The 22,448-nt window shown below is 52.7% G+C and carries 20 protein-coding genes; 8 read left to right on the top strand and 12 right to left on the bottom strand.

Annotated elements, in window-relative coordinates; genetic code table 11:
• Nucleotides 1–5: 5 nt before the first annotated feature.
• A complete protein-coding gene (locus DYY88_RS09040; RefSeq protein WP_039728377.1) occupies nt 6–410 on the top strand; it encodes an NIL domain-containing protein in 405 nt (134 codons plus the stop codon).
• A 62-nt stretch (nt 411–472) separates the two neighbouring features.
• Nucleotides 473–922: a hypothetical protein gene (locus tag DYY88_RS09045; protein ID WP_039728376.1), complete on the top strand. Its 450-nt coding sequence runs from the start codon at nt 473–475 to the stop codon at nt 920–922.
• Nucleotides 923–926: 4 nt separating this feature from the next.
• Here the strand turns inward: DYY88_RS09045 and gloB are convergent, their stop codons facing one another.
• The 5 genes from gloB to rfbF form a co-directional block, all read right to left on the bottom strand.
• The gene (gene gloB, locus DYY88_RS09050) at nt 927–1,700 is read right to left on the bottom strand and encodes a hydroxyacylglutathione hydrolase (protein WP_039728374.1); all 774 of its coding nucleotides are present in this window, start codon (nt 1,698–1,700) and stop codon (nt 927–929) included.
• A gap of 270 nt (nt 1,701–1,970) precedes the next feature.
• Nucleotides 1,971–3,266 carry an NAD(P)H-dependent oxidoreductase gene (locus DYY88_RS09055; protein ID WP_039728371.1) on the bottom strand — a complete coding sequence of 432 codons (1,296 nt, stop codon included), beginning with the start codon at nt 3,264–3,266 and terminating at the stop codon, nt 1,971–1,973.
• 23 nt (nt 3,267–3,289) lie between these two features.
• Nucleotides 3,290–3,820, bottom strand: a complete 531-nt coding sequence (rfbC, locus tag DYY88_RS09060; protein ID WP_039728369.1) for a dTDP-4-dehydrorhamnose 3,5-epimerase — start codon at nt 3,818–3,820, stop codon at nt 3,290–3,292.
• Nucleotides 3,821–3,983: 163 nt separating this feature from the next.
• Nucleotides 3,984–5,051 (bottom strand): CDP-glucose 4,6-dehydratase, encoded by a 1,068-nt coding sequence (gene rfbG, locus DYY88_RS09065; RefSeq protein WP_201279055.1) that lies wholly within the window; start codon nt 5,049–5,051, stop codon nt 3,984–3,986.
• Nucleotides 5,052–5,289: 238 nt separating this feature from the next.
• Nucleotides 5,290–6,063 (bottom strand): glucose-1-phosphate cytidylyltransferase, encoded by a 774-nt coding sequence (gene rfbF / locus DYY88_RS09070; protein WP_039728367.1) that lies wholly within the window; start codon nt 6,061–6,063, stop codon nt 5,290–5,292.
• Nucleotides 6,064–6,807: 744 nt separating this feature from the next.
• Here rfbF and DYY88_RS09075 point away from each other — a divergent pair.
• The 3 genes from DYY88_RS09075 (at nt 6,808) to DYY88_RS09085 (ending at nt 10,267) form a co-directional block, all read left to right on the top strand.
• A complete protein-coding gene (locus DYY88_RS09075) occupies nt 6,808–7,839 on the top strand; it encodes a glycosyltransferase family 47 protein (RefSeq protein ID WP_437438584.1) in 1,032 nt (343 codons plus the stop codon).
• Nucleotides 7,840–7,951: 112 nt separating this feature from the next.
• Nucleotides 7,952–9,079 (top strand): Gfo/Idh/MocA family protein, encoded by a 1,128-nt coding sequence (locus tag DYY88_RS09080; RefSeq protein WP_039728363.1) that lies wholly within the window; start codon nt 7,952–7,954, stop codon nt 9,077–9,079.
• Between the two features lie 60 nt (nt 9,080–9,139).
• The gene (locus tag DYY88_RS09085) at nt 9,140–10,267 is read left to right on the top strand and encodes a Gfo/Idh/MocA family protein (RefSeq protein WP_039728361.1); all 1,128 of its coding nucleotides are present in this window, start codon (nt 9,140–9,142) and stop codon (nt 10,265–10,267) included.
• A gap of 40 nt (nt 10,268–10,307) precedes the next feature.
• On the opposite strand, the gene DYY88_RS09090 is transcribed toward DYY88_RS09085, so the two are convergent.
• Complete coding sequence (locus DYY88_RS09090; RefSeq protein ID WP_039728360.1) at nt 10,308–10,718, bottom strand: hypothetical protein; 411 nt, start codon at nt 10,716–10,718, stop codon at nt 10,308–10,310.
• 263 nt (nt 10,719–10,981) lie between these two features.
• Here DYY88_RS09090 and DYY88_RS09095 point away from each other — a divergent pair, with 263 nt between their 5' ends.
• Entirely contained in the window at nt 10,982–12,706 is a 1,725-nt protein-coding gene (locus tag DYY88_RS09095) for a mechanosensitive ion channel family protein (protein WP_052288559.1), read from the top strand.
• Between the two features lie 87 nt (nt 12,707–12,793).
• Here DYY88_RS09095 and DYY88_RS09100 read toward each other — a convergent pair whose 3' ends face one another.
• Complete coding sequence (locus DYY88_RS09100; RefSeq protein WP_052288558.1) at nt 12,794–14,041, bottom strand: DUF3095 domain-containing protein; 1,248 nt, start codon at nt 14,039–14,041, stop codon at nt 12,794–12,796.
• A gap of 302 nt (nt 14,042–14,343) precedes the next feature.
• Here DYY88_RS09100 and DYY88_RS09105 point away from each other — a divergent pair, with 302 nt between their 5' ends.
• Nucleotides 14,344–14,778, top strand: a complete 435-nt coding sequence (locus tag DYY88_RS09105) for a 23S rRNA (pseudouridine(1915)-N(3))-methyltransferase RlmH (RefSeq protein WP_039728357.1) — start codon at nt 14,344–14,346, stop codon at nt 14,776–14,778.
• Nucleotides 14,779–14,856: 78 nt separating this feature from the next.
• Here DYY88_RS09105 and DYY88_RS09110 read toward each other — a convergent pair whose 3' ends face one another.
• The 4 genes from DYY88_RS09110 to DYY88_RS09125 all read right to left on the bottom strand — a co-directional run bounded on the left by DYY88_RS09110 (nt 14,857) and on the right by DYY88_RS09125 (nt 19,434).
• Entirely contained in the window at nt 14,857–15,189 is a 333-nt protein-coding gene (locus DYY88_RS09110; RefSeq protein WP_044151343.1) for a hypothetical protein, read from the bottom strand.
• 236 nt (nt 15,190–15,425) lie between these two features.
• Nucleotides 15,426–16,418 (bottom strand): methionyl-tRNA formyltransferase, encoded by a 993-nt coding sequence (gene fmt, locus DYY88_RS09115; protein WP_039728355.1) that lies wholly within the window; start codon nt 16,416–16,418, stop codon nt 15,426–15,428.
• 189 nt (nt 16,419–16,607) lie between these two features.
• Nucleotides 16,608–17,624: an OmpA family protein gene (locus DYY88_RS09120; protein ID WP_039728354.1), complete on the bottom strand. Its 1,017-nt coding sequence runs from the start codon at nt 17,622–17,624 to the stop codon at nt 16,608–16,610.
• Between the two features lie 148 nt (nt 17,625–17,772).
• A complete protein-coding gene (locus tag DYY88_RS09125) occupies nt 17,773–19,434 on the bottom strand; it encodes a SpoIID/LytB domain-containing protein (protein ID WP_201279054.1) in 1,662 nt (553 codons plus the stop codon).
• A 664-nt stretch (nt 19,435–20,098) separates the two neighbouring features.
• On the opposite strand from DYY88_RS09125, the gene DYY88_RS09130 reads away from it, so the two are divergent.
• Entirely contained in the window at nt 20,099–21,112 is a 1,014-nt protein-coding gene (locus tag DYY88_RS09130) for a type I glyceraldehyde-3-phosphate dehydrogenase (protein ID WP_039728353.1), read from the top strand.
• A 209-nt stretch (nt 21,113–21,321) separates the two neighbouring features.
• Here DYY88_RS09130 and DYY88_RS09135 read toward each other — a convergent pair whose 3' ends face one another.
• Entirely contained in the window at nt 21,322–21,876 is a 555-nt protein-coding gene (locus DYY88_RS09135; RefSeq protein ID WP_039728352.1) for a response regulator, read from the bottom strand.
• Nucleotides 21,877–22,448 lie beyond the last annotated feature (572 nt).

A 22,448-nucleotide genomic window follows, 5' to 3' on the forward strand; every position in this document is an offset into this window, starting at 1 on the left:
TCGTTATGAAAAAGCGGGTCACTCTGACGTTTCCGAAAAAAACCGTTCATCAACCCATCACCTATCGCCTGGCTAAAGACTTTAATGTGGCGGCTAACATCATTCGGGCGCAGGTGGCCCCCAATCAGGTCGGCAAACTCGTGGTGGAACTCTCGGGCGACATCGACCAGTTAGAGGACGCGATCGCCTGGTTGCAAGAAAATGACATCAGCATTTCTCAAGCGAGTCGCGAAATTCTCATTGATGAAGCGGTCTGCGTGCACTGCGGGTTGTGTACCGGAGTCTGTCCCACAGGCGCCCTCAGCCTTGACCCAGAGACCTTCCGGCTCACCTTTGCGCGATCGCGCTGCATCGTTTGCGAGCAGTGCATTCCCTCTTGTCCCGTTGAGGCCATCTCGACAAATCTGTAATAACTCCTGGCGAGTAAGCGAACCCCTGGTAGCGTTGATAAAAGCAGGTCGGAGTGACACGCATGAAAAGCCACTGGCTGTCTTGGGCATTGTTGATTCTGGGGTATGCCACCTACGGACAACTGTTACATAACACTGAAGCCAGTTCATTAATTTGGTGGATCGCGCTGGCTTTTATCGTGATTAAAGCCAGTGTCTTGACGCTGCTATGGCGACCTGTGCGCGATTTTGTGCTCAAAGGTTTTAAAACCGATGTCGGCTACTCCATCATGGTGCTGGCGTTGGCCTCATTTGCCGTGTTGGCGGTGACGCAGTTTCGCACCTTTTCCTACATGGTTGTGCTCATCGCAGCGGCCCTACTGGTCAAGGTCGATTGCTTGGTCGATGGCATGGGCGATCGCCTCTCTTTTTTTACGCTGATCTCACTCTCGCTTATTGGGTTGGGGATCAGTTGGCTACCGTTTTTAATCTTTCACGGCGCTGAAATCGCCGCCTCAATGGCTTCGCTCTGAATCGTTAAAACTGATCTTTCATCCCCCGAATCCGGGCAAACGTCCTGACTGGGTCAGTGATGTTCGCCGCGGTCTGCAGCGCCGGTTGATCCCAGCGTAAAAACGGATTCGTGAGTTTTTCGCTGCCCAAAGTCGAAGGCACCGTTGCCTCACCTTGCTGACGGGCGGTTTTTACCTCGTTAAACCGGGCGTGCAAGTCATGATTATCGGCATCTACTGTGAGCGCAAATTTCAGGTTGTTCAGCGTATATTCGTGGGCGCACCAAATGCGCGTGGTATCGGGGAGCGATCGCAACTTTGATAGCGAATCCACCATTTGCGACGGCGTGCCCTCAAACAAGCGTCCGCACCCTCCGGCAAACAACGTGTCGCCGCAAAACAGCTCGCCCCACCCCTGCGCCTCATTCGGGGGAAAGTAGTACGCAATGTGGGCTCGGGTATGCCCCGGCACAAAATACACTTGGGCGCGGCGCTGGGCAAACGTGACCGTATCGCCCTCTCTGAGAAAGACTTGCTGACCTGGGATACGCCCCCGATCTTCTGCCCCCCCATAAACCGTGGCCTCAGGAAACTGTTGTAGTAGGCGACGGTTGCCCCCCACATGATCAGCATGGTGATGGGTATTGAAAATGGCCGTGAGCGTCGCCCCCAACTGCTCTAGCTGCCGCAGGACTGGCTCCGGCTGGGCTGGATCAACGACCGCCGCCGTTTGACTAGCCGGGTCATGGAGCAAAAAAATGTAGTTGTCGGTCAATGCCGGCAAGCGAAAAATTTCCATCAGAAGCAAGAATGGTCACAACACCTGGTTTCAGTTTAAAGGGAATTGCCAGGTTGTACTTTGATGGGAAAATCTCAGTGCCAAGAGTGCCTCAATCCCCAAATGACATGCTCTGATGACTCGGAACACGTCATTTGGATGTAACCGCAAAGTGTTGCGCCGTCCCCTTTTGTTCTTCGTAATCCTGGAGAAACCCGCATTGAAGGTTTGCCAAACTGGGATGATTTCACGCCCGGTCACAAGCCGATGGATTGAGCTTTGGATACCGCCTTAGCTTGCCGCTTTGAAGTAAGCGTCTTGTTCGGCCCGCAACTTATCGCAGTGACGGTTTTCTGGCAAAATCACGTCGTCGTAGGTCAGCACTGTGTCTTTTGCAACTGGACGCTTGAGCTTGCAGCCTTCTGCCAAGCCCATGGGCAACAAGTTTTCTGCCAGGGTGATATCGCTCTTTTCGCACTGGCCATAGGTCATGTAATAGCCAATGCCATCGAGGGTTGCCCCTGCTTCTAAATCAGTCTTGGCGGTTGCCACTACATCGACCATCGGTTTGCCGATGGGGGCCATCACTGCATCTTGGAAAAGTGCTGCCCGCGCCAGTGACAGTGGCACCTCAAAGTGGCAAATGTGATAAGGCGTGTAGAAGCTGTAAAGCGGCCCTTCGCCTCGCTTGTAATAGTTCAAATAATGCTGATGCTTAGGATCTTTGTTGGTGGCGTAGATAAAGACGCCCGCAGCAGGTTGCGCGCCAACAACATAATCGACAATGCCACCCAAAGCTTTGAGCTGGTCGACATCGTACAGATGAGTCATGTCGTCCACATGTCCCCGAAAGTCGTAGCCCAACATGCCGCGCTGAGCAATGGTCATGCCAGTGGCGTTGGCGACGATCGCCTGTTCAAATGAAATCTTGGTGCCGTCGGCAAAGCTGGTTACCATGTAGGGCGCTTGCTTCCACTTCTCGGCAAAGCTTTTCTGAGTCGTGGGATTGCGGTATCGGTCTTGCAGTCCCTTAATGTTGCCGCAGAGCAGCGGGGTGAACCCAATGCTTTTGACGTAGCGGTAAAGGTTCATCTCGACGCCAGGTTGGTCACCATCGCAGTTCGAGATCACGACGCCAGCGCGATCGGCATACACTTTCAAAATGGGGCCGATGGTGCCATCTAGTTCCGCATTCATCAGTACGACATGCTTCTGATTCGCGATCGCCTCCATGACAATCTGCGTCCCAAATTCAATGGTGCCGGTCACTTCTACCAGAGCATCAATATTTTCGGCTTTGCACAGGAGAGAAGCATCTTCCGTGGCGGCGGGTTGTCCAGCGGCGATCGCATCTTCCAATTCAGCAACCGTGCGCACCTCTTGAACATGGTCAACGCCTGCTTCTAGATAGGGGCGCTTGGCATCATCTAAGCGACGACTAAAGACTGCTACCAGCTCCATTCCTGGCACCGAGTTGATAATTTGATTGGCAATGCCTCGGCCCATAAATCCCGCACCAATCATGCCGACTCGCACCGGATTGCCGGCCTCAGCGCGGGCTTGGAGAGCGGTATCAACAATAATCATGGGAGCGCTCCTAAGAAATTCATCTAATCATTTAACAAGGGCCAGTTAGCGTCCTTCTCAGAAATCACGCTAGTTGGCAAGGGCCAGTCAATCCCCAATTTAGAGTCACTGTACCGGAGTCCCCGTTCATAACCGGGGGTATAAAATTCCGTCACCTGGTAGACCACCTCAGCATCGTCCGTCAGGGTTTGATACCCATGGGCAAACATTTCAGGTACGTAGAGGGCTCGACGATTTTCCGCCGTGAGTTCGACGCCGACATGTTTCAAGTAGGTGGGGGAGTCTTCTCGCAAGTCAACAATGACGTCGTAAATGGCCCCTTGAGTACAGCGCACGAGTTTGGTCTCCGTGGCTGGCGGAATCTGAAAGTGCATGCCTCGCAAAGTGCCCTTTTTATAGTTAAAGGACATATTGCACTGGGCCACGACAGGCTTTAAGCCATGCTCTTCAAACTCGCGGGCACAAAACGTGCGGGCAAAAAAGCCGCGATCGTCTTTGCGCAAATCCAGGTCAATAATGTAAACCCCTTGAATTGCCGTTTCGTTAAAAATCATGAGTCTTGGCGAGTGGATAAACAAGGATTGAACACATCAGTAGTGTTGCTAAAGCTGGCGAAGAACCGCATGGCGGGCTAAACCAGAGGTAAAGGTAAATGCCCCATCTATTCACCTGTTCACATGCAGGGTTCCCAAAGTTTGAAATGGCCAGCTAAAACGCCTACAGAGCAGCATAGCGCTGAATTTGGGCTGCTGTAATTTGCTGCATGTCTTGTTCAGCCATGTACGCTTGGTACCATTCGACGATCCACTCCAGGGTGAGGCCCAAATCCAATTTGGGTTGCCATTTCAGCCGACTTTTGGCTTTTGAGCAATCCAACTTCAGATAGGTCGCTTCGTGAGGATTGACCTTAGTGTCTAATTGCCAGCTAGCGCCGTCGCCCCAGAGACGGGTGAGCTGCTCAGTAATCCAAGAGACTGGTCGGGCATCTTCATCGTTGGGCCCAAAGTTCCAACCTTCGGCGTAGGCGCGACCATCTTCCCACATCTGTTCGGCCAGAGTCATATAGCCGTTCAAGGGTTCCAACACGTGCTGCCAAGGCCGAATGGCATTGGGACTGCGAATCAGAACTGACTCACCGGCCATGATCGCCCGCATGATGTCAGGGATCAGCCGATCTTCCGCCCAGTCGCCGCCACCAATCACGTTCCCAGCTCGAACGCTCGCCAGACTGGTGGTGTGCTCGTCAAACTTGTCTGGACTAAAGAAGGAATTACGATAGGCTGATGCGACCAACTCTGCACAACCTTTGCTGTTGGAGTAAGGGTCATGACCGCCCATCGCTTCATTTTCGCGATAACCCCAAACCCACTCGCGGTTTTCATAGCACTTGTCGCTGGTGATATTCACAACGACTCGAGCACACCCTGTCTGGCGCACGGCTTCGAGCAAATGCACGGTGCCCATCACGTTGGTGGAGTAGGTCTCCACCGGGTGCTTGTAGGAATAACGAACCAGTGGTTGGGCGGCCATGTGGAAGATGACATCGGGTTGATGCTCGGCGATCGCCGCCTGCAACTTCTCGAGATCGCGGACATCTCCCTCAACAGAGGCCATCCCCTCGCTGACCTTAGCCACGTCAAATAAGCTGGGACTCGTGGGTGGCAGTAGAGAGTAACCCATCACTTCGGCTCCGGCAGTTCGTAGCCAGAGAGACAGCCAACTCCCCTTAAAGCCGGTGTGACCTGTCAGAAAAACCCGTTTACCACGCCAAAAATCAGCATTCATAATGTCAAGCAAATATAGTTAGCAAAAATGCGATCGCTTTACCGATCAAGACAGTTGATTTGACTTGTCCCTGGCTGTGAGCAAGCCCTGCGCTCGGATGGTTGGGAGACCAATCATTTCCCCTCAAGGTGACAAGGGAGGATATCTGGCAACAGAAATAGCCATAACCCAACCATCACACAAGGGAAGAAACTAATTTCGTTGAGTCAATTAATCTCCTCCCTTGAATGTCAAATACCTACCAAACTTTCCAAGGGGCCTCATTCGCATCCCACAGCCGCTCTAGATACTGCTTATCGCGTAGCGTATCCATGGGCTGCCAAAATCCGCTGTGCTTGTAAGCTGCCAGTTCTTCCTTGTGGGCCAGCTTCTGCAGCGGCTCCTTTTCCCAAGAAATCGAGTCATCTTCGATAAAGTCAATCACCTGCGGATTGAGCACGAAGAATCCCCCGTTAATCCAGGCTCCGTCACCCTCAGGCTTCTCTTGGAAGTGGGTGATCTTGGTTTGCTCCTTGGCTAGCGCGATCGCGCCAAAGCGGCCTGGTGGCTGTACTGCGGTCAGAGTTGCCAGGGTGTTTTGCTGCTTGTGAAATTCCACCAAGGCCGAGACGTTGACGTCAGAAACTCCATCTCCGTAGGTGAAACAGAAGTCTTCATTGCCGATATGCTCACGCACCCGCTTGAGACGTCCACCGGTCATGGTGGTGTCTCCAGTATCGACCAGCGTGACGCGCCAGGGCTCCGCCTTGCCAGCATGGACATTCATTTGGTTAAACCGCATGTCAAATGTGACATCAGACATGTGGAGAAAATAATTAGCAAAATACTCTTTGATGACATACCCCTTGTATCCACAGCAGACAATAAAGTCGTTGATGCCGTGGTGGGAATAAATTTTCATAATGTGCCAAAGAATTGGCTTGCCACCAATTTCAACCATTGGTTTTGGCTTAATGGCAGTCTCTTCACTTAAGCGTGTCCCTAATCCACCGGCTAATATGACAGCTTTCATATGACTAAAAGAACCACTAATAATCGACAAGTTAAGCAATATGTTCAACAGCTAGTACGTAAAATAAATGTGAACTTTACGTTATTGCTGTCGCCACCATATCTGTAACATCTCCTAAATCGGGATCAGCAATACCCCCAACAACTTTACGCAACCTTTATGATTCAAGCATAGTGTGTGAACTTTGGGTGAGTATGCCTATTTTGGCTTGGCTTCAAGGACTCACCTACGAAAAATTACTGATTATTGTTCTGTATATCTATTCAATATAAATGTAGCCACGCTTGGATGAGAATTAAGGAATTTAACTAGATTGTGCGCGGCTGGCGGATGCATGACTAGGCTACAGATGTGTCATAAGTTAGTTCACTCAACCTAATAGCAGACTTTATAGAAGGAGCTGAACGTAAAATTTGCTACAACCTGTTAAGGGTGATGGGATTTTCAAGTTTTGGTCATACGTAGCGCTTCTTTGCTTCATGCCGAAAAGCTGCAATGTATGGCCACTATTTAACTAACACTCTTCTAGCTGCACTGTTCATCAATGCGTTTGAGGCGGTATTTTTTGTTTGCATGTAGTAATTAGGAAGCGATTTGACTAGCTCTTTGATGTATTATCTGCGATCGCTCTGGTCGGCAATCCTCTGTTAGTATCTTTTCATTCAAAGTGCGGCTCGTCACCGACCGGGTCTTAAAGTCAGATCACTATAGGAAATACAACTTATGTCTACCGTGGATTTGAATGTGGATCAGCAACCAGCGACTAAAGATATTGGTATGGTCAGTTCTGATGTATCTGCTGCCACAACGGTTAATCTGATTTGGCAGATTAGTACAGATGGGCTGATTGAAAAGGACTGGATAGATTTTCTATTTTCTGAATTTACAGTCAATCATATTGACGATCCTAATTTTGAAGTGGTGATCGACCATGCCATCGTGATTACTCGGGGTGACCCTCAAGGTACGACGTCGGTCAAAGATTATCTGCAGCGTTTTAAGCAACAAGGTTATCGAGTCGGTGTGTTACATCTCAGTGATGAATGGTTTACCTCCCCGGTCGATTTTTACGCTGAGGCAGACTTTGTATTTCGTAACTTTTATCGTCCTGATGTGGCTCATTTGCCCCATGTTTTATTCGTTCCCGTGGGATATAAGCAAGGTCTGCACAAGTATACTGTTGAGCGCCCTATTCGCGATCGCCAGTATTATTGGTCGTTTGCTGGCCAACTGGGCGGTAAGGTTTCCCGCCGCGCCATGATGGAACAGGCTCAAAATATTCCTGGTGGCATTGCCTATGTGGGCAAGGGTTACAACGACAGCAAAGACCTGAGTTTTGAGGGATATGTCGAACTCATTTGTGATACGGTCTTTGTCCTGGCTCCGGCAGGAAATCGGTGCGCCGAGACCAGTCGCTTTTATGAAGCGCTTGAAGTGGGGGCGATTCCGATTGTTGAGGACGTTAGCAAGCTCAACATTATTAAGCAGATTTTGAAAGAAGTGCTCAAGCCAGAAAAGGCTAAGCAACATAAAGTTTGGACTTTGCGCTATTGGAAAGATGCGGTCTCTCTGTTGCTGGAACCTAGCTACTGGACACAGGTATTCGGCCCTGATTTTCCCTGTCCCAAATGTTCTGATTGGAAGCAATTGGCACCGACGCTGGCAGCGGTCGATGTCGAGGCTGTCGCCCAAGAAACCCAGGCTTTTTGGCAAGCCTATAAGCAACAGCTGAAAAACGATGTCCGAATGATTATTGCGCGTCACTTTATTCAGTAGTTGCCAGCGTAGGCGCGATAATGTCGGTTAGTTTTGGCGGCTACTGCTCCGCCAAAATCGTCTATTTTTTAATATTGAAAGCTGAAAATTTTGTTGCTATTTTACAGGCGCAATGGTTGAACAAAACTTAGTGCGTTGGGGCATTCTGGGCACTGGCTGGATTGCCGGACAGTTTGCCAAAGACCTCCGGCGAGTACCCGGTGCCACGTTAGTGGGGGTGGCTTCGCGATCACAGCAAAAGGCCGAGCAATTTGCCCAGTCTTTTCCAGGCTGTCGGGCTTATGCCAGCTATCAAGACCTAGTCCAAGCCCCTGACATTGACGTCGTTTATGTCGCGACCCCCCACATTCGTCATTCTGAAGATTGTCTGTTAGCGCTTCATGCGGGCAAGTCAGTGTTGTGTGAAAAGCCCTTCACGATTAACCGCCCCCAAGCCGAAGAGATATTTGCGATCGCTAAAGCGAATAATCTGTTTTGCATGGAAGCCATGTGGATGCGCTTTATTCCCCTCATGCAAGAGGCGAGACGCATGGTTCAACAGGGCGAGCTAGGGAAGATTCGCTTCATCACCGCAGATTTTGGTTATCCGGTCGGGTTTAGCGCTGAGAACCGCTTATTTAACCTAGAGCTTGGGGGCGGTAGCTTGCTAGATCGGGGATGCTACGCCTTATCACTGGCGGTTTATCTATTGGGTCAGCCCGAACAAATTACAGGCTTGGCTCATATCGGGCCGACCGGGGTTGATGAGCAGTGCAGTATGACTCTGCGATATGCCAACGGTGCCCTCGCGCAGCTGGCGGCTACGGTGCAAACCCATAGCACGAATCAAGCTGTGATTGCTGGCACACGGGGGCAACTGGTCATTAAACCGCCGTTTTTCTATCCAGAATGTTTGGTTGTCCATCGGTTTCCCGACCGTGAAACGATGGCAGCTACACCCCCTGTTAGTTTGCCTACCGACTTCAAAGGACGCTTAAAGTCCACTTTGAAGGCCAATGTTTGGTATAAGCGGCTGCGTCGTTGGCGACCGACAGGCGGCAAGACTCTCACGCAACTGGACGGTGGTAATGGGTATCAATATCAGGCGATGGAGGTTGGTCGTTGCTTACAAGCCGGCCTGTTAGAAAGCTCCCTAATGCCTTGGGCAGACACGCTACAGGTTTTGGACCTCATGGATACGTTAAGAGCATCTTGGCAATTAAGCTATGCTCAGGATCAGAGCTTAACGGTTTCTGAATAATACGGAAAACAAAGTATTCAGCTTCTTTTACTCAACATTTAATTTCTTCAAAAAGGTTCTATGAAAATCGCGATCGTGGGTTGCGGGTTTGTCGCTGACTTTTACCTCAGTACGCTGTCCTTTCATCCCCAACTTGAGCTCATTGGTGTCACTGATAAACGACCTGAACGCATTAAACAATTTGCCGAGCACCATGCTTTACCAACTTACGCATCGTTAGAAGAGCTACTTGCGGATCCGCAGGTAGATATTGTCTTGAATTTGACGAATCCCAGGAGTCATTTTGAAGTCTCTAAAGCAGCTTTGGAAGCAGGCAAACACGTCTATTCGGAAAAGCCCCTGGCCATGTCAATTGACCAGGCGAAAGAACTGGTGTCGTTGGCAGCAGAAAAAGGCTTACATATTTCTTCTGCGCCCTGCAGTGCCTTAAGTGAAACTGCACAAACAGTATGGAAAGCCTTGCGGGAAAACGTTGTCGGCAAGGTGTATTTGGTTTACGCCGAAATGGATGATGGGCTAGTGCATAAAATGCCTTATCAGCACTGGATCTCAGATTCGGGCATGCCGTGGCCTTATCAAGATGAGTTTGAAGTGGGCTGCACTCTAGAACATGCGGGTTATTACGTAAACTGGCTCACTATGTTTTTTGGACCGGCGCGATCGGTCACGGCATTCTCCTCATGTTTGGTTAAAGATAAGGTGCAAGATGTGGTGTTGGCCCCAGATGATACGCCAGATTTTTCGGTTGCTTGTATTCAGTTTCAATCGGGGGTGGTGGCACGTCTGACCTGTAGTATCGTGGCGACCCATGATCATCAGTTACGGATTTTTGGTGAAGACGGAGTCCTCAGCATTCATGACTGTTGGAAGTATGATGATCCCGTTTATGTGCAGCGGATGTTGCGTATTCGCCGCAAGGTCTTGATGAATCCTTTCCGACAAAAGCTGCCCTTGGTGCGTAAGACGCCCAACTTTAAGACCCGGGGTGCTCAAAAAATGGATTTTTGTCGCGGGGTAGCTGAGATGGCTGATGCGATTACCGAAGGTCGGCCTAGCCGAATGGCGGCGGATGTGTCGCTGCACAACAATGAATTGGCGATCGCCATCCAAAATTCCCTCGCTACCGGTGGCCCCTACACCTTGACCACCACGTTTGAGCCACCGCAACCGATGGTTTGGGCGCAATAATCCCCCGATGCAAATACTGGTCGGGCAATCGAGTTCAGCCTTAAGCCTTACTTTCGCGCACCATCTGAATGCCATGGATGGGGCAATTGGGCACCTCTGCCCCGATTTCGCGGCGATACCAGGTTTGATGGCAGCTCGCGACGGGGCAACGATAACGGGGGCTGGCCACTACCCCAGCTTTACCCGGCAACGGATGATAGGTGCGGATAATGCTGAGAATCTCCGCCGCTGGTTTTTGCTCTTCAAGATACAGTCGCAGCCACTCGCGGGTCGGTTCAGCTATCGACAAAACCTGACGAATCTCAGCTTGTTGGGTGGCTGTATCAGTGGCGGCATTCAGCGCTAACTCAAGGCGATCGCCCATGGCGTTGGCATCGGGACGCTCGAGTAAATCGGCTAAATAAGGGCGAATTGCTTTTGCGGCTTGCAATACGTCTGGAGAAGAAGTCATGACCTAAAGCTGCCTAAAACAGGAAAATTACACAATTGTATTATTGGACACTTTTGCCGTCATTGGACAAAGGCGTCACACAGCTTATTCCACCATGCTTGCACTGCTGTCGTCGCCCCATAATCCGCTTCAAGTCCAAATTTTGTGTGGCGTCTTCTAACGTCACGTTTACTATAAAAACTTGTTTAAACCCTCCCTTGATTCAGTAATGTTATGGGGAACATGACGATGCCTGGATGGGTGTTGATAAGGATAGACATGGCATGAAATTCTTAGGGACTGATCATCGGCGCTGGATAAATTATTTGCTGTCAGGGCTGACCGTGATTTTGCTGATCGTGGCAATGCCAGCGTGGGGACAAGACGCGCCCCCCGATACCGGTGACGATGCTGCCGTCCCTACAGAGGTTGAGACCGAAATCAGCAACGAGGTCGATGGCTATCCGGTGATGCTGAATAACAAGATTATTTTTCGAGTTCGTGAGGGGGTGGGAAGCGTCGCGACCCCTGAAGAACGGGCCAACATTATTGAACAGCGCTTAGTCAACATTGCTGAAACCACTGACCTGACGGCTGATGATATTCGGCTTAAATCTGGTGAACGGCAAACCATTATCTTGGCGGGAGACACGGTGCTGTTGACCGTTAGTGAAACGGACGCCCAAGCTTACGATGAATCAACCCATCCAGAGTTAGCTGAGATGGCGGCTGACATCATCCGCACTGCACTCACTGAATATCGCAACGATCGCAGCGTGCAGGGACAGGCCGTCAGCATTATCGCGACGGTCGTCAGCACCATCGCGCTACTGATTTTTTTACGAGGGCTATTTTTCATTGCGTCCAAACTGTTAGTGCGCATTCGGGCTCAACGCCAGGCTGGCACCCTGCTGCTGCATGTTGGCTCACTGCCATTGCTAGAGGCTGGAGCGACGGCTTACGTATTAACCAGCCTCGTCAAATTTTTCAGAATTTTTCTGGTTTTGGTGGCGTTATACATCTACGTGCCGTTCGTGCTGAGTCAATTTCCTGCGACCGAGGTGCTAGGCGACAGCATCTTGCAGGACATCGCCTCTCGGATCAATGGTTTGGTGCAAGCCTTCGTGGTGTATTTGCCCAAATTGGCCATGGTGGTGGTGATCGCAGTGATCGCCTATTACGCGATGAAATTGGCTCAACAGATCATTGCCGAACTCGGGCGTCCGGGAGCCTACCCCTGGTTTTATGAAGAATGGATTCAGCCGACAAACCGTTTAGCGATGTTTTTGATTATCGCGATCGCGATGGTGATGGCTGGTCCGTACTTGCCTGGGTTTGGATCACCTGCTTTTCAGGGGGTCTCAATTTTCATTGGGGCACTCCTTACCTTAGGCTCTTCATCGGCTGTATCGAATGCGCTAGCAGGGCTGATCCTGATTTATACCCGAGCCTTTCAGCTCGGTGACTTCATCCGCATTAATGAGACGATTGGCAACGTACAAGACAAATCCTTGTTTGTGACCCGTGTGCTCACCCCCAAACAAGAAACTGTGACCATTCCCAATGCCTCAGTTTTGAACAGTAATGTCGTTAACTACAGTGCGATCTGCCGTGAGTCTGACGGTTATCTGCTGCTCTATACGACCATTACCCTGGGATATGACCTTCCCTGGCGCAAAGTACACGCGGTGTTAGTTGAGGCCGCAAAAGCAACTAATCACATTGTGTCGACGCCGGAACCCTTTGTTTTGCAAACCAATTTGAACGATTTCAACGTGAGCTATCAGCTCAACGCTTACACCTCATTGCCCACCAAAATGCCGCGCATTTATTCCGAGTTGCACCAAAACATTCAAGACAAATGTAACGAGGCTGATATCGAAATTCTCTCGCCTCATTTTTCGTCGCTGCGCGATGGCAACCATTCCACGATTCCGGCCGATTATCTACCTGACGATTACACTTCGCCGGGTTTCGTGCTGCAAAATCCGTCCAACCACTCTTCGTGATCGCTGGGTGATTTAATCCGGCTTATGGCCGATGGGTATTCAGTCGCTGTTGAATTGCCCGGCGACTTAGGTGCAGTTGCCGTCCGTTCATTCAGCGGTCTCTGCTGACTTTTTGACTGGGGATGGCGATCGCCGATAGCTGGCGAGACGCGAATATGTCCGCCAATTTTGCGCTTTATCTCGCAGCTGGGCTTTCAAATCCTGGGCGGCTAGCGTATAGCCGCCCCCCGCCCCATCAATGAGGTGAAAGTGACGATGTTGCCGATTCAAAATCAGGCAGGTCAGCACGGCGCGATCGCTCACATGCAGACCATAGGCCAGATGCCCGCTTTGCGATCGCTGCTCCAAGTACCGCACTAGCTGCTGAGTTTGCGCTGAGGTGCCGGCAATCACCATCCGCAACACATCATCCAGCTTTTGAAAATCCGTTGCGGCGCGAATGGTCGATTTATAGTCACCCCAATCAACGCCCCCCACTGTCAGGCCCCATCTCATAAATGCCCAACCCAGCAGATTTTCGGCCCAAACCTGCAGTTGATATTGCCACCGCGCCCATCGCTTAGCAACGGGCGATCGCAACCGCACCTCAGCCCCGAGTTGGCGCGGACTCAGGGCGAGTCGTAGGCCGGCGATCGAGACGGGATGATAGGCCTCCGGATTCCCAAAAATCTTGCCGATGGCCTCAACCACCTCTTGATAGATATGGTTGCCGCTGGTCGGCGCACTCCCTAAAGCCGCCACAATCAAACTGAGGGTGTGATCTTGCGGACTAGGGACTTCTTGCCAACGACATTCCAGGCCTGTCAGGTCAGGCTTGGGACTCCTCTGGTCGGGTTCTAATCGATACAGAGGATCTTGTTTGATGAGCTCCGTCGCAAAGGTCATGCCGCCGCCGATAAAACTGGCCTGACAATATCTGGCCGATTGGCGAAATTTCGCAACCTTGAGCGGATGATGGCGATTCACGACGGCTACCGGCACTGCCCCCACCCGTAGATCGAGCCCATAGGCATCAGCGGCCAACTGGCGCACCCCTAGCAATGCCTCACGAGCGGCGGCAAAGTGCTCCGGTGGCACCATCAGCGAAGCGCCATCACCCCCAAAGATAAAGGGCAGTTCTACCCCCGGCAGGGCGTTAAGCACCGCCATGATCGAGCTGGCCCCCAACAGGTTTACCTCTTTGTAATGCCCGGCCTGCACCGCCGCCGTCGAACCGCGCACATCGGTGATGAGCACATACCAGTCGTCAGGCACCAAAGTATAGGAAGCCGGATCGGCTAACGCTATCAGATCATTGACTGCGGGTAGAGTCGCATAAAAATCCTGAGAGGTCATATTTGCAACCACAGTAAGTGAAAGAGTCAGTAGTAGATGACCGACCGTTGCAGCGTAAATTTCGACTTGGTATCAATCCCCTATCTCTATTCTGAGTCAAACAGGGGGGATACCGCATGGATTTGTCAGCTAGTCGGGTACCTTGGTCCCGGCTATTTGCTCAAGGCATTCCGGGCCGTTAGACGTTAGCAAGGCGATCGCCCTCAACACTCCCAAGACCTCAACCTCCCAAGACCTCAACTGAACGCCCTCATCGACTCCCCTACCGTATGATCTGACAGAGACCGTGATGGGAGTGCCAGATGACCAGTTTTCCAAAAGTCAAACTGCTGGCAGTGGGCAAAGTCAAAAAGGGCTGGATTCGCGAAGGGCTGGAGGTGTATCGTCAGCGCTTGCCAGAGCTGGATATCGTTGAACTCAAGGACACTCAGCCGACCAAAGAAGGCGAGCAGATACTCGCCCAGTTGAAAGCCCGCGATCGCCTCGTCGCCCTCACGGAAGAAGGGCAATGCTACGACTCCGTCAAATTTGCGCAGTTCATCAGTCGCGCCGAGTCGGGCAGTTTAGTGTTTGCGATTGGCAGCGCCGAAGGGCTCAGCTCAGCGGTCAAGCAGTCGGCTGACCGCTTGTTGAGTTTGTCGCCGATGACCTTTCCCCACGAGCTGGCGAGACTACTCTTGCTGGAGCAGCTGTATCGCGCCAAGGCGATTCTGCAAGGCAGCAGCTATCACAAGTGAGCGGCGGCCAAATCCCTGTCCTCAACAGTCAGTATGTTGCCGCTGTGGGGATAGCTGGCCCCCAAAGCCCCAAAATATTTATTCGATAAAACTGCGAACCGCGAGGGGAAAAAAGCAGCCACCAGACGGCTTCTCAGCGGCTTGCCAGTCGGGACAAGTCGAGCCCGATTGCCAGCCGTAGGGATGAATGGCGCAGATGAGCGGAATGCGCTGATCTTTTTGGGTGCCGTAAGCCTGTCCGTGATAATTGGCGCACCCTACACAAGCCGCTGGTCGCGATGTAGACATTTCGGCAAAGCCGATTTGCGATCGCAAGATTTGCCGTTTGCGTTGTCCCTGATGCCAGCGCTGGTAAGCCCGTTGCCGACACCGATAATTCGCCCGAAAAAAGACATCCCCTAACTCAGCCATGGTTGCTCCCCCATTCGCCGCTTCTCTTCAAGCTAGCCTCAGAATGGACAATTCGGCGGTGAAACCCCTGCTGTTCGCTTACTTGCGGTGCAAACAGCAATGATTGGCAATATTTCGCAATATGAACCCCGTTAGGGAACTGCGCTTAGATCATGTGGCGAATACAGTCAGGGTTTTTGTTGGGGTTTCGCATGCCAAACCCCGACGATCCGGGAAACTATTTTCGAGCGACTCCCTTATCCCAGTCGCTCTCCGATTTCCAGGCGATTGCCGTTGGCAAAATCCCAGCCAGATTGGGCCTTTTTACCGCTAGGTTTCACCGTCTGCAGCAAGAGCCAGCCGTCGCCAGTTTGGATGATTGGCCCCCGATTTTTAGCGATCGCCACCACAGTTCCCGGTTCGCTGTCAGAGGCAGTTGACGGCAGGTGCGATTGCAAGCCCTGGTAGTCTTCGGGCAACTGCGGCCAGTAGTTATCACCCAGGGGCACAGTGGCTTCCAACTTCATCTCTTTGTCGCGAAAAGTCGTCATGCAGTTGGGATAAAAGCCGCGAATTTGGTTGTGGAGGGCGATCGCCGATTTTGTCCAATCCAGTTGATAGTCCGCTTTTTGGATCAGCGGGGCATAGGTGGCGGCATCGTCATTTTGAGGTTTCGGCGTCAGCGACCCGGCATCGAGTTGTTGGAGGGTCGCTGGCAGCAATTCCGCACTGATGGCAGCCAGATCTTTCGCCAGGTCGAGGGCGTTATCCAACAAACCGATGGGGCGCTTGCCTTCCAGCAGCACGGGGCCGGTATCCATGCCCGCATCCATCAGCATCGTGTCGATGCCAGTTTCCGTCTCGCCGTGATAGAGGCACCACTGGATGGGCGCTGCACCGCGATATTTGGGCAGCAGCGAGCCGTGGGCATTCACACAGCCCAATCGCGGCATAGTGAGAATTTGGGTGGACAGAATTTGGCCGTAGGCAACGACCACAAAAGCGTCGGCATTTAGGGCCGCAAGGTGGTCGAGGGTTGCGGCATCTTTTTTAATGCGCTTGGGCTGCCAGACGGGAAGGTTGGCGTCTGTGGCAATCTGCTTCACCGGGGACGGCATCACCTGCTTGCCCCGACCACGCCGCTTGTCAGGCTGAGTGACCACAGCGGCGACGTCAAACTCAGGCTGGGCGATTAACGCTTCTAAACTGGGGACGGCAAATTGGGGGGTGCCGAAGAAGACAATACGCATAGGGGGAGTGGGTGGTGTGAGGGTAGGTGGGTTGCAGGGTGAATGGGGGGCAGGGGGTTAAAACCAGGCGACAACGTAGGGGCGAGGCAGGCCTGAGACGACTTCATAACTTTTGCATGATGGATTATGCCCAGCCAGCCTCGCCCTGACAGATTATGGCTGACCTGGGCCGACCTTGTGGGTTGGTGATTAGGGGACGATCGCGATGGTAATGCGGCGACTGAGTTGCACGCTGCCGGTGCTGCCCAGGGTGCTATTGCCGTAACCAACGGGTACCCAGTGGACGGTTTCATCACCGAGTCGCTGGGCGAGATATTGCTGCACGGCGATCGCCTGCTGGTAGGACAGGTCAGTCGGGGTTGCGCCCTCGGTTTCAATATCGGTGTAGCTGCCGACCACAACGGTGGAATCAGGATATCGCGCGACATCGGGCAAAATGCTGTCGAGCAGGGCTGGGGCATTCGGCTGTAAGGTCGCTTGCCCTGGCACAAACAGTACATCGCTCGGTAGGGTCACGCGATAAGCATTGACCTGAAAGAGGGGATCGGGCGGTTCGCCAGCGGCGGGTTGCAGGGCGGGAGTGCTGGAATTAGCCGGATTGCTGGGGGTGGGAGTGGTCGGCGGATTCAGGCGATTGGCGGCGTTATCGAGGCGTTCTTCTAACGGTAGGTCGGCATCGGGCAACGCGAGTTGGCGCTCGACAGCGGAGGTGCGATCGCGCAGGGTTTGCAGGTTATTGGCGATCGCGTCCAGCTCCACACTGACCTGCTCTCGTTGCTCATCGCTGAGGGCAATGGGACGAGGGGATGGCGTTGTAGTTGCGGGGGGCGCATCTGTGGAAGCCGCTGGAAGTGCTGTCGGCGATAGCGCCGCTTCTCCGGTCCACCACTCGGGTAGGCTGCCCACTTTTTGAAAAAACCGGGCGGTGCGGCGCGTCACAACTTCTACCAGCGGCGGCTCGGGATTATTGGCCGGGAAAAATTGTGCCACTAACATGCCAAAGCACCAGGCCCCGCCCACCCCGGCGCCTAACAACGCCCACCGCAAAATCCAGGCGGAGAGAGATCGCACTCCCTGCCAACGACTGGGTTCCGGCGGCTCTACCACCGTGGGGGCAGTGGGCGAGGCCACGTCTGGTACCCCCGACTCGACCGGCGGCGCACCCGGACGCGGGGGAGGACTGTTGAATGGGGGCAGGTCAGTCATAACAGCGACTCAAGGCGACGGTGCATACATCCCAACCCGATTTGTAAGGGTGGAAGTCAGCGTAGCAGCCCGCAAACCCGGGCGCTAGATATAGAGTAGCGGCGATCGCTCCAATTCATTCAGACCCTTGCAGAGTCTTAGGAATTGCTTATGGCGCGGCGTCGGTTCCAGGTTCCGAGACGACCGCTGTCGGATCGCGCCAAAATACCAGAGCATCGCTAATCGGCTGCAACTCCGTCCCCGGATAGTAAAACTTCAGAATCCGTTCAGCACTCCAATTGAGGTCGCCCAGATTGTAAGCGCCGGTCTGACTCATGCCGACGCCATGACCAAAGCCGCCGCCAATAAACCGATAGCCCGTTAACTGCGGTTCGGCTTCGCCGGGTACGGTGTCATAGAGGCCAGCGGTATAAAACAGCAGGCTAAGGGGGGCGGCGATCGCGCGAATCACTTCGTCTTTTTCTAAGGTCACAACGCCCATATCGGTGGCAATCTGCAACGTTTGCACTCGCCCCGAGGGAGCGCGCTCTGTCACCACCAGCCGCTGCACCTCGGTAAAGTTTGCCAGGGGATAGTTGCGGGCTTGTAAATAAGTCTTGAGATCCTGCTCGATCTCATCCAGGGACGCATCTTCTGACCAGCGGAAGGTATCCCAGGTTTCTTCGTTAAAGCCCGACTCCAGGGAGAGAAAGGCTTTCAGGTTATTTTCGTCCGTCAGGGGGCGGGTGACCAAATCCCAGCTGCCGACGACGGAGTCCACCACGGGCTGCAGGTAAGGGCGATCGGGGCCATTCCACACATGGCTAAACGCCGCCGTCACCCCCCCCGCATTGGAAGAGTAGAGGGCATCGACCAACTCATCGCCATAGGTCAGCACTTGTCCCCGGGTATTGCTGATGGCGCGATCGGTTTTGTCCGCTGCGCCAGTAATGCCGCGATAAACCTGGCACTGGGTATCGGCACAGAGTTCGTAATTGTCCACCTCAAAGCGACGCAGGTTGCGCAATACATAGGTGCGGGCCAAAATTGCCTGGGCTTCAATGGTGGTCGGCGGCGCGGCTAAGCCAATTTCGTAGGGCACCACCCCGCGCAAATAGGTCTCAATCGGCACCTGATTCACCAGGGTATAGGTGCCGTAGGCGTTGGGCTGCAAGCGCAAGTTGCCGCCATACACCCGCACCGTGTCTTCCACATCGCCGTATTTTTCAATCACGCGAACCCGCTGATTGCTGGCGATAATGCTGACGATGTCACGGTTATAGCGAAACCCGTTAAAAATGGCGGCGGCCTTGGGTACATCCCGCAGTACCTGACTATCGACGTAGACATTTTCATAGCCAGCCGCTTGCAAATCTTTCAGCAGCAGTCGGCGCAGTAACGGTGTGCTGTAAACATCTCGCTTGGCCCACACTTGCCAGTCGCCGGGCTGGGCTATCTCAGTTTCGATGCCGCGATCGCGCCACTGATTGGCACTGTCTTCGGCGCTCTCAAAACTGCGATGGGTGCTCAACACCACCCGCTCTTGCAAGGACGTTGTCTCTAGCGGCACGGGGGACGTGTCGAGCACAATTTGATTGGTGGTCAGGGTTTCGAGCTGTTCCCCGGTTTTGAACTGTACCGTCAGAGAAGCCCCATCCAGCGGCTCAATCACCAGCGTCTTGGCATCGTCGCGCCCAAAGCGCTGCACAATGCCAATTTGCAAAACCGGATTTTGCGGCTGCTGGGCAGGAGCCGGGGCCGAACTCAATAGATTGCCTACCACGGCCACCCCCGCCGCCAACAGCAGCCCCGATCGCTTGCCAGTTGTCACAACTGACCAAGATTTCTGGCCCAACATAACTCGACCCACCAAAAACGCTCCCCGCATTGTAGCGAAGCGATCGCCCGATGCTTGCCCGGGTCATTGAGGCGAACTGGAGACATCGCCTTTGAGCAAGGATGCGATCGCGGTTGGCACCAGCAGACAGAATGCTTGAAGTACTGCCTGACAGATGGAAGGAGAGGAAAGCGCTAGACAAGAATTGCCCCACTCCGCGATTCCAACAGAATGTTCAACTTGGGCAGTAGCGGGTCGCGTTTCAGTGTTTTTAACCACGACCCTTGCAGTTTTACAAGCGATCGCAGGAGTGAGATTTGCTCGCATTGTGAACGCTTGCAGAATGTTTTCAGAGACTCAGATATCCCCAAAAAGCACCAAGCGTTTGCAGCACCAGAATTTGCTACGGCAATAGCAAACAGGAGTCCCTCAGCCATGTCAAAAGTTGTTGCTGAACGCCCCGATTAGCCCGCTGCTGTACCTCATTTTCCATCGAGCAACTACGAATCAAACGATCCCCTGAGATGTCTGCGGGCACAAAAATCCCCTTGGCTTACCTGCGGGGATCTATAAATGGGTGCAGGCTTTGCGATATGATAATCCTCGTTTAGGAAATCTTACCTATTGAGTCTTTTGAGTGCACAGAGGGTAAAACGCAGTGATTAGAGTAGCAATTAATGGTTTTGGGCGGATTGGTCGTAACTTTCTGCGTTGTTGGTTGACTCGGGATGACAGTCAACTCGACGTGGTGGCGATTAACGATACGTCTGATCCCCAAACAAATTCCCATCTATTGAAATATGATTCGATGCTGGGTCGCTTGGATGCAGATGTTCAAGCAGGCGAAGATACGTTGATTGTCAACGGCAAAACGATTAAGTGCTGCTCTGACCGTAATCCCAACAACTTGCCCTGGAAAGCCTGGGATATCGACCTGGTAATCGAATCCACTGGTGTATTCCGCAGTGCTGAGGGTGCCGGTCGTCACATTGAAGCGGGCGCTAAAAAGGTTCTCATTACGGCACCGGGTAAGGGCAGCGGTATCGGCACCTATGTAATGGGTGTCAACCACCAAGATTACGACCCCAGCAAGTTTGATGTGGTGAGTAACGCTAGTTGCACCACCAACTGTCTGGCTCCGATTGTTAAGGCTCTGCACGAGAGCTTTGGCATCGTCAAAGGCACCATGACGACGACCCACAGCTACACCGGCGACCAGCGGTTGTTGGATGCTAGCCACCGTGACCTGCGCCGGGCTCGGGCTGCGGCGCTGAACATTGTGCCGACAACTACAGGTGCTGCTGAGGCAGTCGCGAAAGTGTACCCAGCCGTGTCAGGGAAGCTCAACGGCATTGCCTTGCGAGTCCCGACGCCTAACGTGTCGGTGGTTGACTTTGTCGCCCAGATTGAGAAGCCGGCGATCGCTCAGCAAATCAACGATGCGATGAAAGCTGCGGCAGAAGGCAACCTCAAAGGAATTCTCGGCTACAGCGACCTGCCCTTGGTTTCCATTGACTACCGCAAGACCGACGAATCTTCGATCGTGGATTCCAGCCTGACCATCGTTTTGGGCGGCGACCTTGTGAAGATTGTGGCCTGGTACGACAATGAGTGGGGCTATAGCCAACGAGTGGTTGACCTCGCTGAACTCGTGGCCCAAAAGTGGAGCTAAGTCGTTCTTGGGCATGAGCGATCGCTCATGCCACAGGCCAATAAACATATAGGGAACCCGGTGCTAGAAAATCTAGCACCGGGTTCTTTGTTCATTAGATATGTAATGGGCTATTTAAGCTAGGCACCGTCTGCATCATTGGTGCTTTGCCACCAGCAGATCATCAATAAGTCGCTAGCGGCGAACCACAGATTTAAGGTCCGCTAGGCTTACCGTAGTTTTTGTTTGATAAAGGCTAAAATCTTGGCGGTCTGGGCCTTGAGTTGAGCGACCTCACCCTCCAGTTTGGCCACCTTTGCCTTCAGTGCGGCTACCTCAGCGGCATCGCTACCATCGCTCGCTGTCGGGGCTGCTGTGGATGCAGCGGTAGCGGCCTTAGGCCTCGGCTTGCGAGCTTTTGCCATCGCTTTTTTGATGGCTTCAATCAGTTCTTTTTGCTCAAATGGTTTTTGAATAAACTCAAAAAACTCAAACGGCTCAGTAATTTTTTCGGTAACTTCTTCTTTACGCCCTGACATCAGCACCAGCGGAATATGCTGTAACTCTGGCTGAGATTGAATTTCTTGGAACACTTCCCAACCACTTTTGCGAGGAAGCAAAAAATCCAACATGATCAGATTGGGGCGCTGATCGCGAATTGCATCCAGTCCCTCGACGCCGTCTTTGGCTTCTATGACTTCAAAGTTGCCCTGGGGCAACATATCCCGAACGCGCATGCGAATTACGCGACTGTCATCGATCACCAAAATTTTGTGCGTTGCCACGGTTGACTCCTGTGCGGTAAAGATGCGGTTGGCTAGTCAATAACTCCAACACTAGCGCTTGCTCATACAACTGATTTCAACCATTACCATGCTTGTGGGTAACAATTGTCATCCTCTGATCCACAGGTCTATCAATAGTGGAATCAGGAGGCCATGTACAGCAAATAGTAACGAAGTTTTTGATATCTAGAGTGAGAGATCTTGAAAATTTGTAGATGCCCTGCCGGAGAGTAGCTCCGGTAAGCAAGGCCAATGTAGACCCGTCCATTGTGGTGCAGCACAACCGTAGACAAACCCTGCCCCTTTGAACTGGCCTTTTGTTACAGCCAGTGATGCTGTGCCGTGGTCCCTATACGCCCTGATTTTGCATTCTCTAGAGTGCCCAATCCCGTCTCTGACTATCTTTTATGATGAAGGTGACATCTGCCCCTTGGCGGCTGATGGGGCATGGATGCAACAGGCTAGCCGATCTCCTTGCCACTGGGCGATCGCGGCTTGGGGCAAATCATGCGGTCACGATTTACCGTCTTCATCCCCATAGCCGACCCAAAACTTGCTACTTTGACGTCCTC

Source organism: Leptolyngbya iicbica LK (genome assembly GCF_004212215.1).
GTDB classification, from domain to species: domain Bacteria; phylum Cyanobacteriota; class Cyanobacteriia; order Phormidesmidales; family Phormidesmidaceae; genus Halomicronema; species Halomicronema iicbica.

Coding starts and splice junctions, on each gene's coding strand:
- rfbC (WP_039728369.1), bottom strand. CDS start 3,820: ATGATTTTTAACGAAACGGCAATTCAAGGGGTTTACATTATTGACCTG.
- gloB (WP_039728374.1), bottom strand. CDS start 1,700: ATGGAAATTTTTCGCTTGCCGGCATTGACCGACAACTACATTTTTTTG.
- DYY88_RS09105 (WP_039728357.1), top strand. CDS start 14,344: ATGACCAGTTTTCCAAAAGTCAAACTGCTGGCAGTGGGCAAAGTCAAA.
- rfbG (WP_201279055.1), bottom strand. CDS start 5,051: ATGAATGCTGATTTTTGGCGTGGTAAACGGGTTTTTCTGACAGGTCAC.
- DYY88_RS09040 (WP_039728377.1), top strand. CDS start 6: ATGAAAAAGCGGGTCACTCTGACGTTTCCGAAAAAAACCGTTCATCAA.
- fmt (WP_039728355.1), bottom strand. CDS start 16,418: ATGCGTATTGTCTTCTTCGGCACCCCCCAATTTGCCGTCCCCAGTTTA.
- rfbF (WP_039728367.1), bottom strand. CDS start 6,063: ATGAAAGCTGTCATATTAGCCGGTGGATTAGGGACACGCTTAAGTGAA.
- DYY88_RS09055 (WP_039728371.1), bottom strand. CDS start 3,266: ATGATTATTGTTGATACCGCTCTCCAAGCCCGCGCTGAGGCCGGCAAT.
- DYY88_RS09095 (WP_052288559.1), top strand. CDS start 10,982: ATGAAATTCTTAGGGACTGATCATCGGCGCTGGATAAATTATTTGCTG.
- DYY88_RS09045 (WP_039728376.1), top strand. CDS start 473: ATGAAAAGCCACTGGCTGTCTTGGGCATTGTTGATTCTGGGGTATGCC.
- DYY88_RS09080 (WP_039728363.1), top strand. CDS start 7,952: ATGGTTGAACAAAACTTAGTGCGTTGGGGCATTCTGGGCACTGGCTGG.
- DYY88_RS09110 (WP_044151343.1), bottom strand. CDS start 15,189: ATGGCTGAGTTAGGGGATGTCTTTTTTCGGGCGAATTATCGGTGTCGG.
- DYY88_RS09120 (WP_039728354.1), bottom strand. CDS start 17,624: ATGACTGACCTGCCCCCATTCAACAGTCCTCCCCCGCGTCCGGGTGCG.
- DYY88_RS09090 (WP_039728360.1), bottom strand. CDS start 10,718: ATGACTTCTTCTCCAGACGTATTGCAAGCCGCAAAAGCAATTCGCCCT.
- DYY88_RS09100 (WP_052288558.1), bottom strand. CDS start 14,041: ATGACCTCTCAGGATTTTTATGCGACTCTACCCGCAGTCAATGATCTG.
- DYY88_RS09085 (WP_039728361.1), top strand. CDS start 9,140: ATGAAAATCGCGATCGTGGGTTGCGGGTTTGTCGCTGACTTTTACCTC.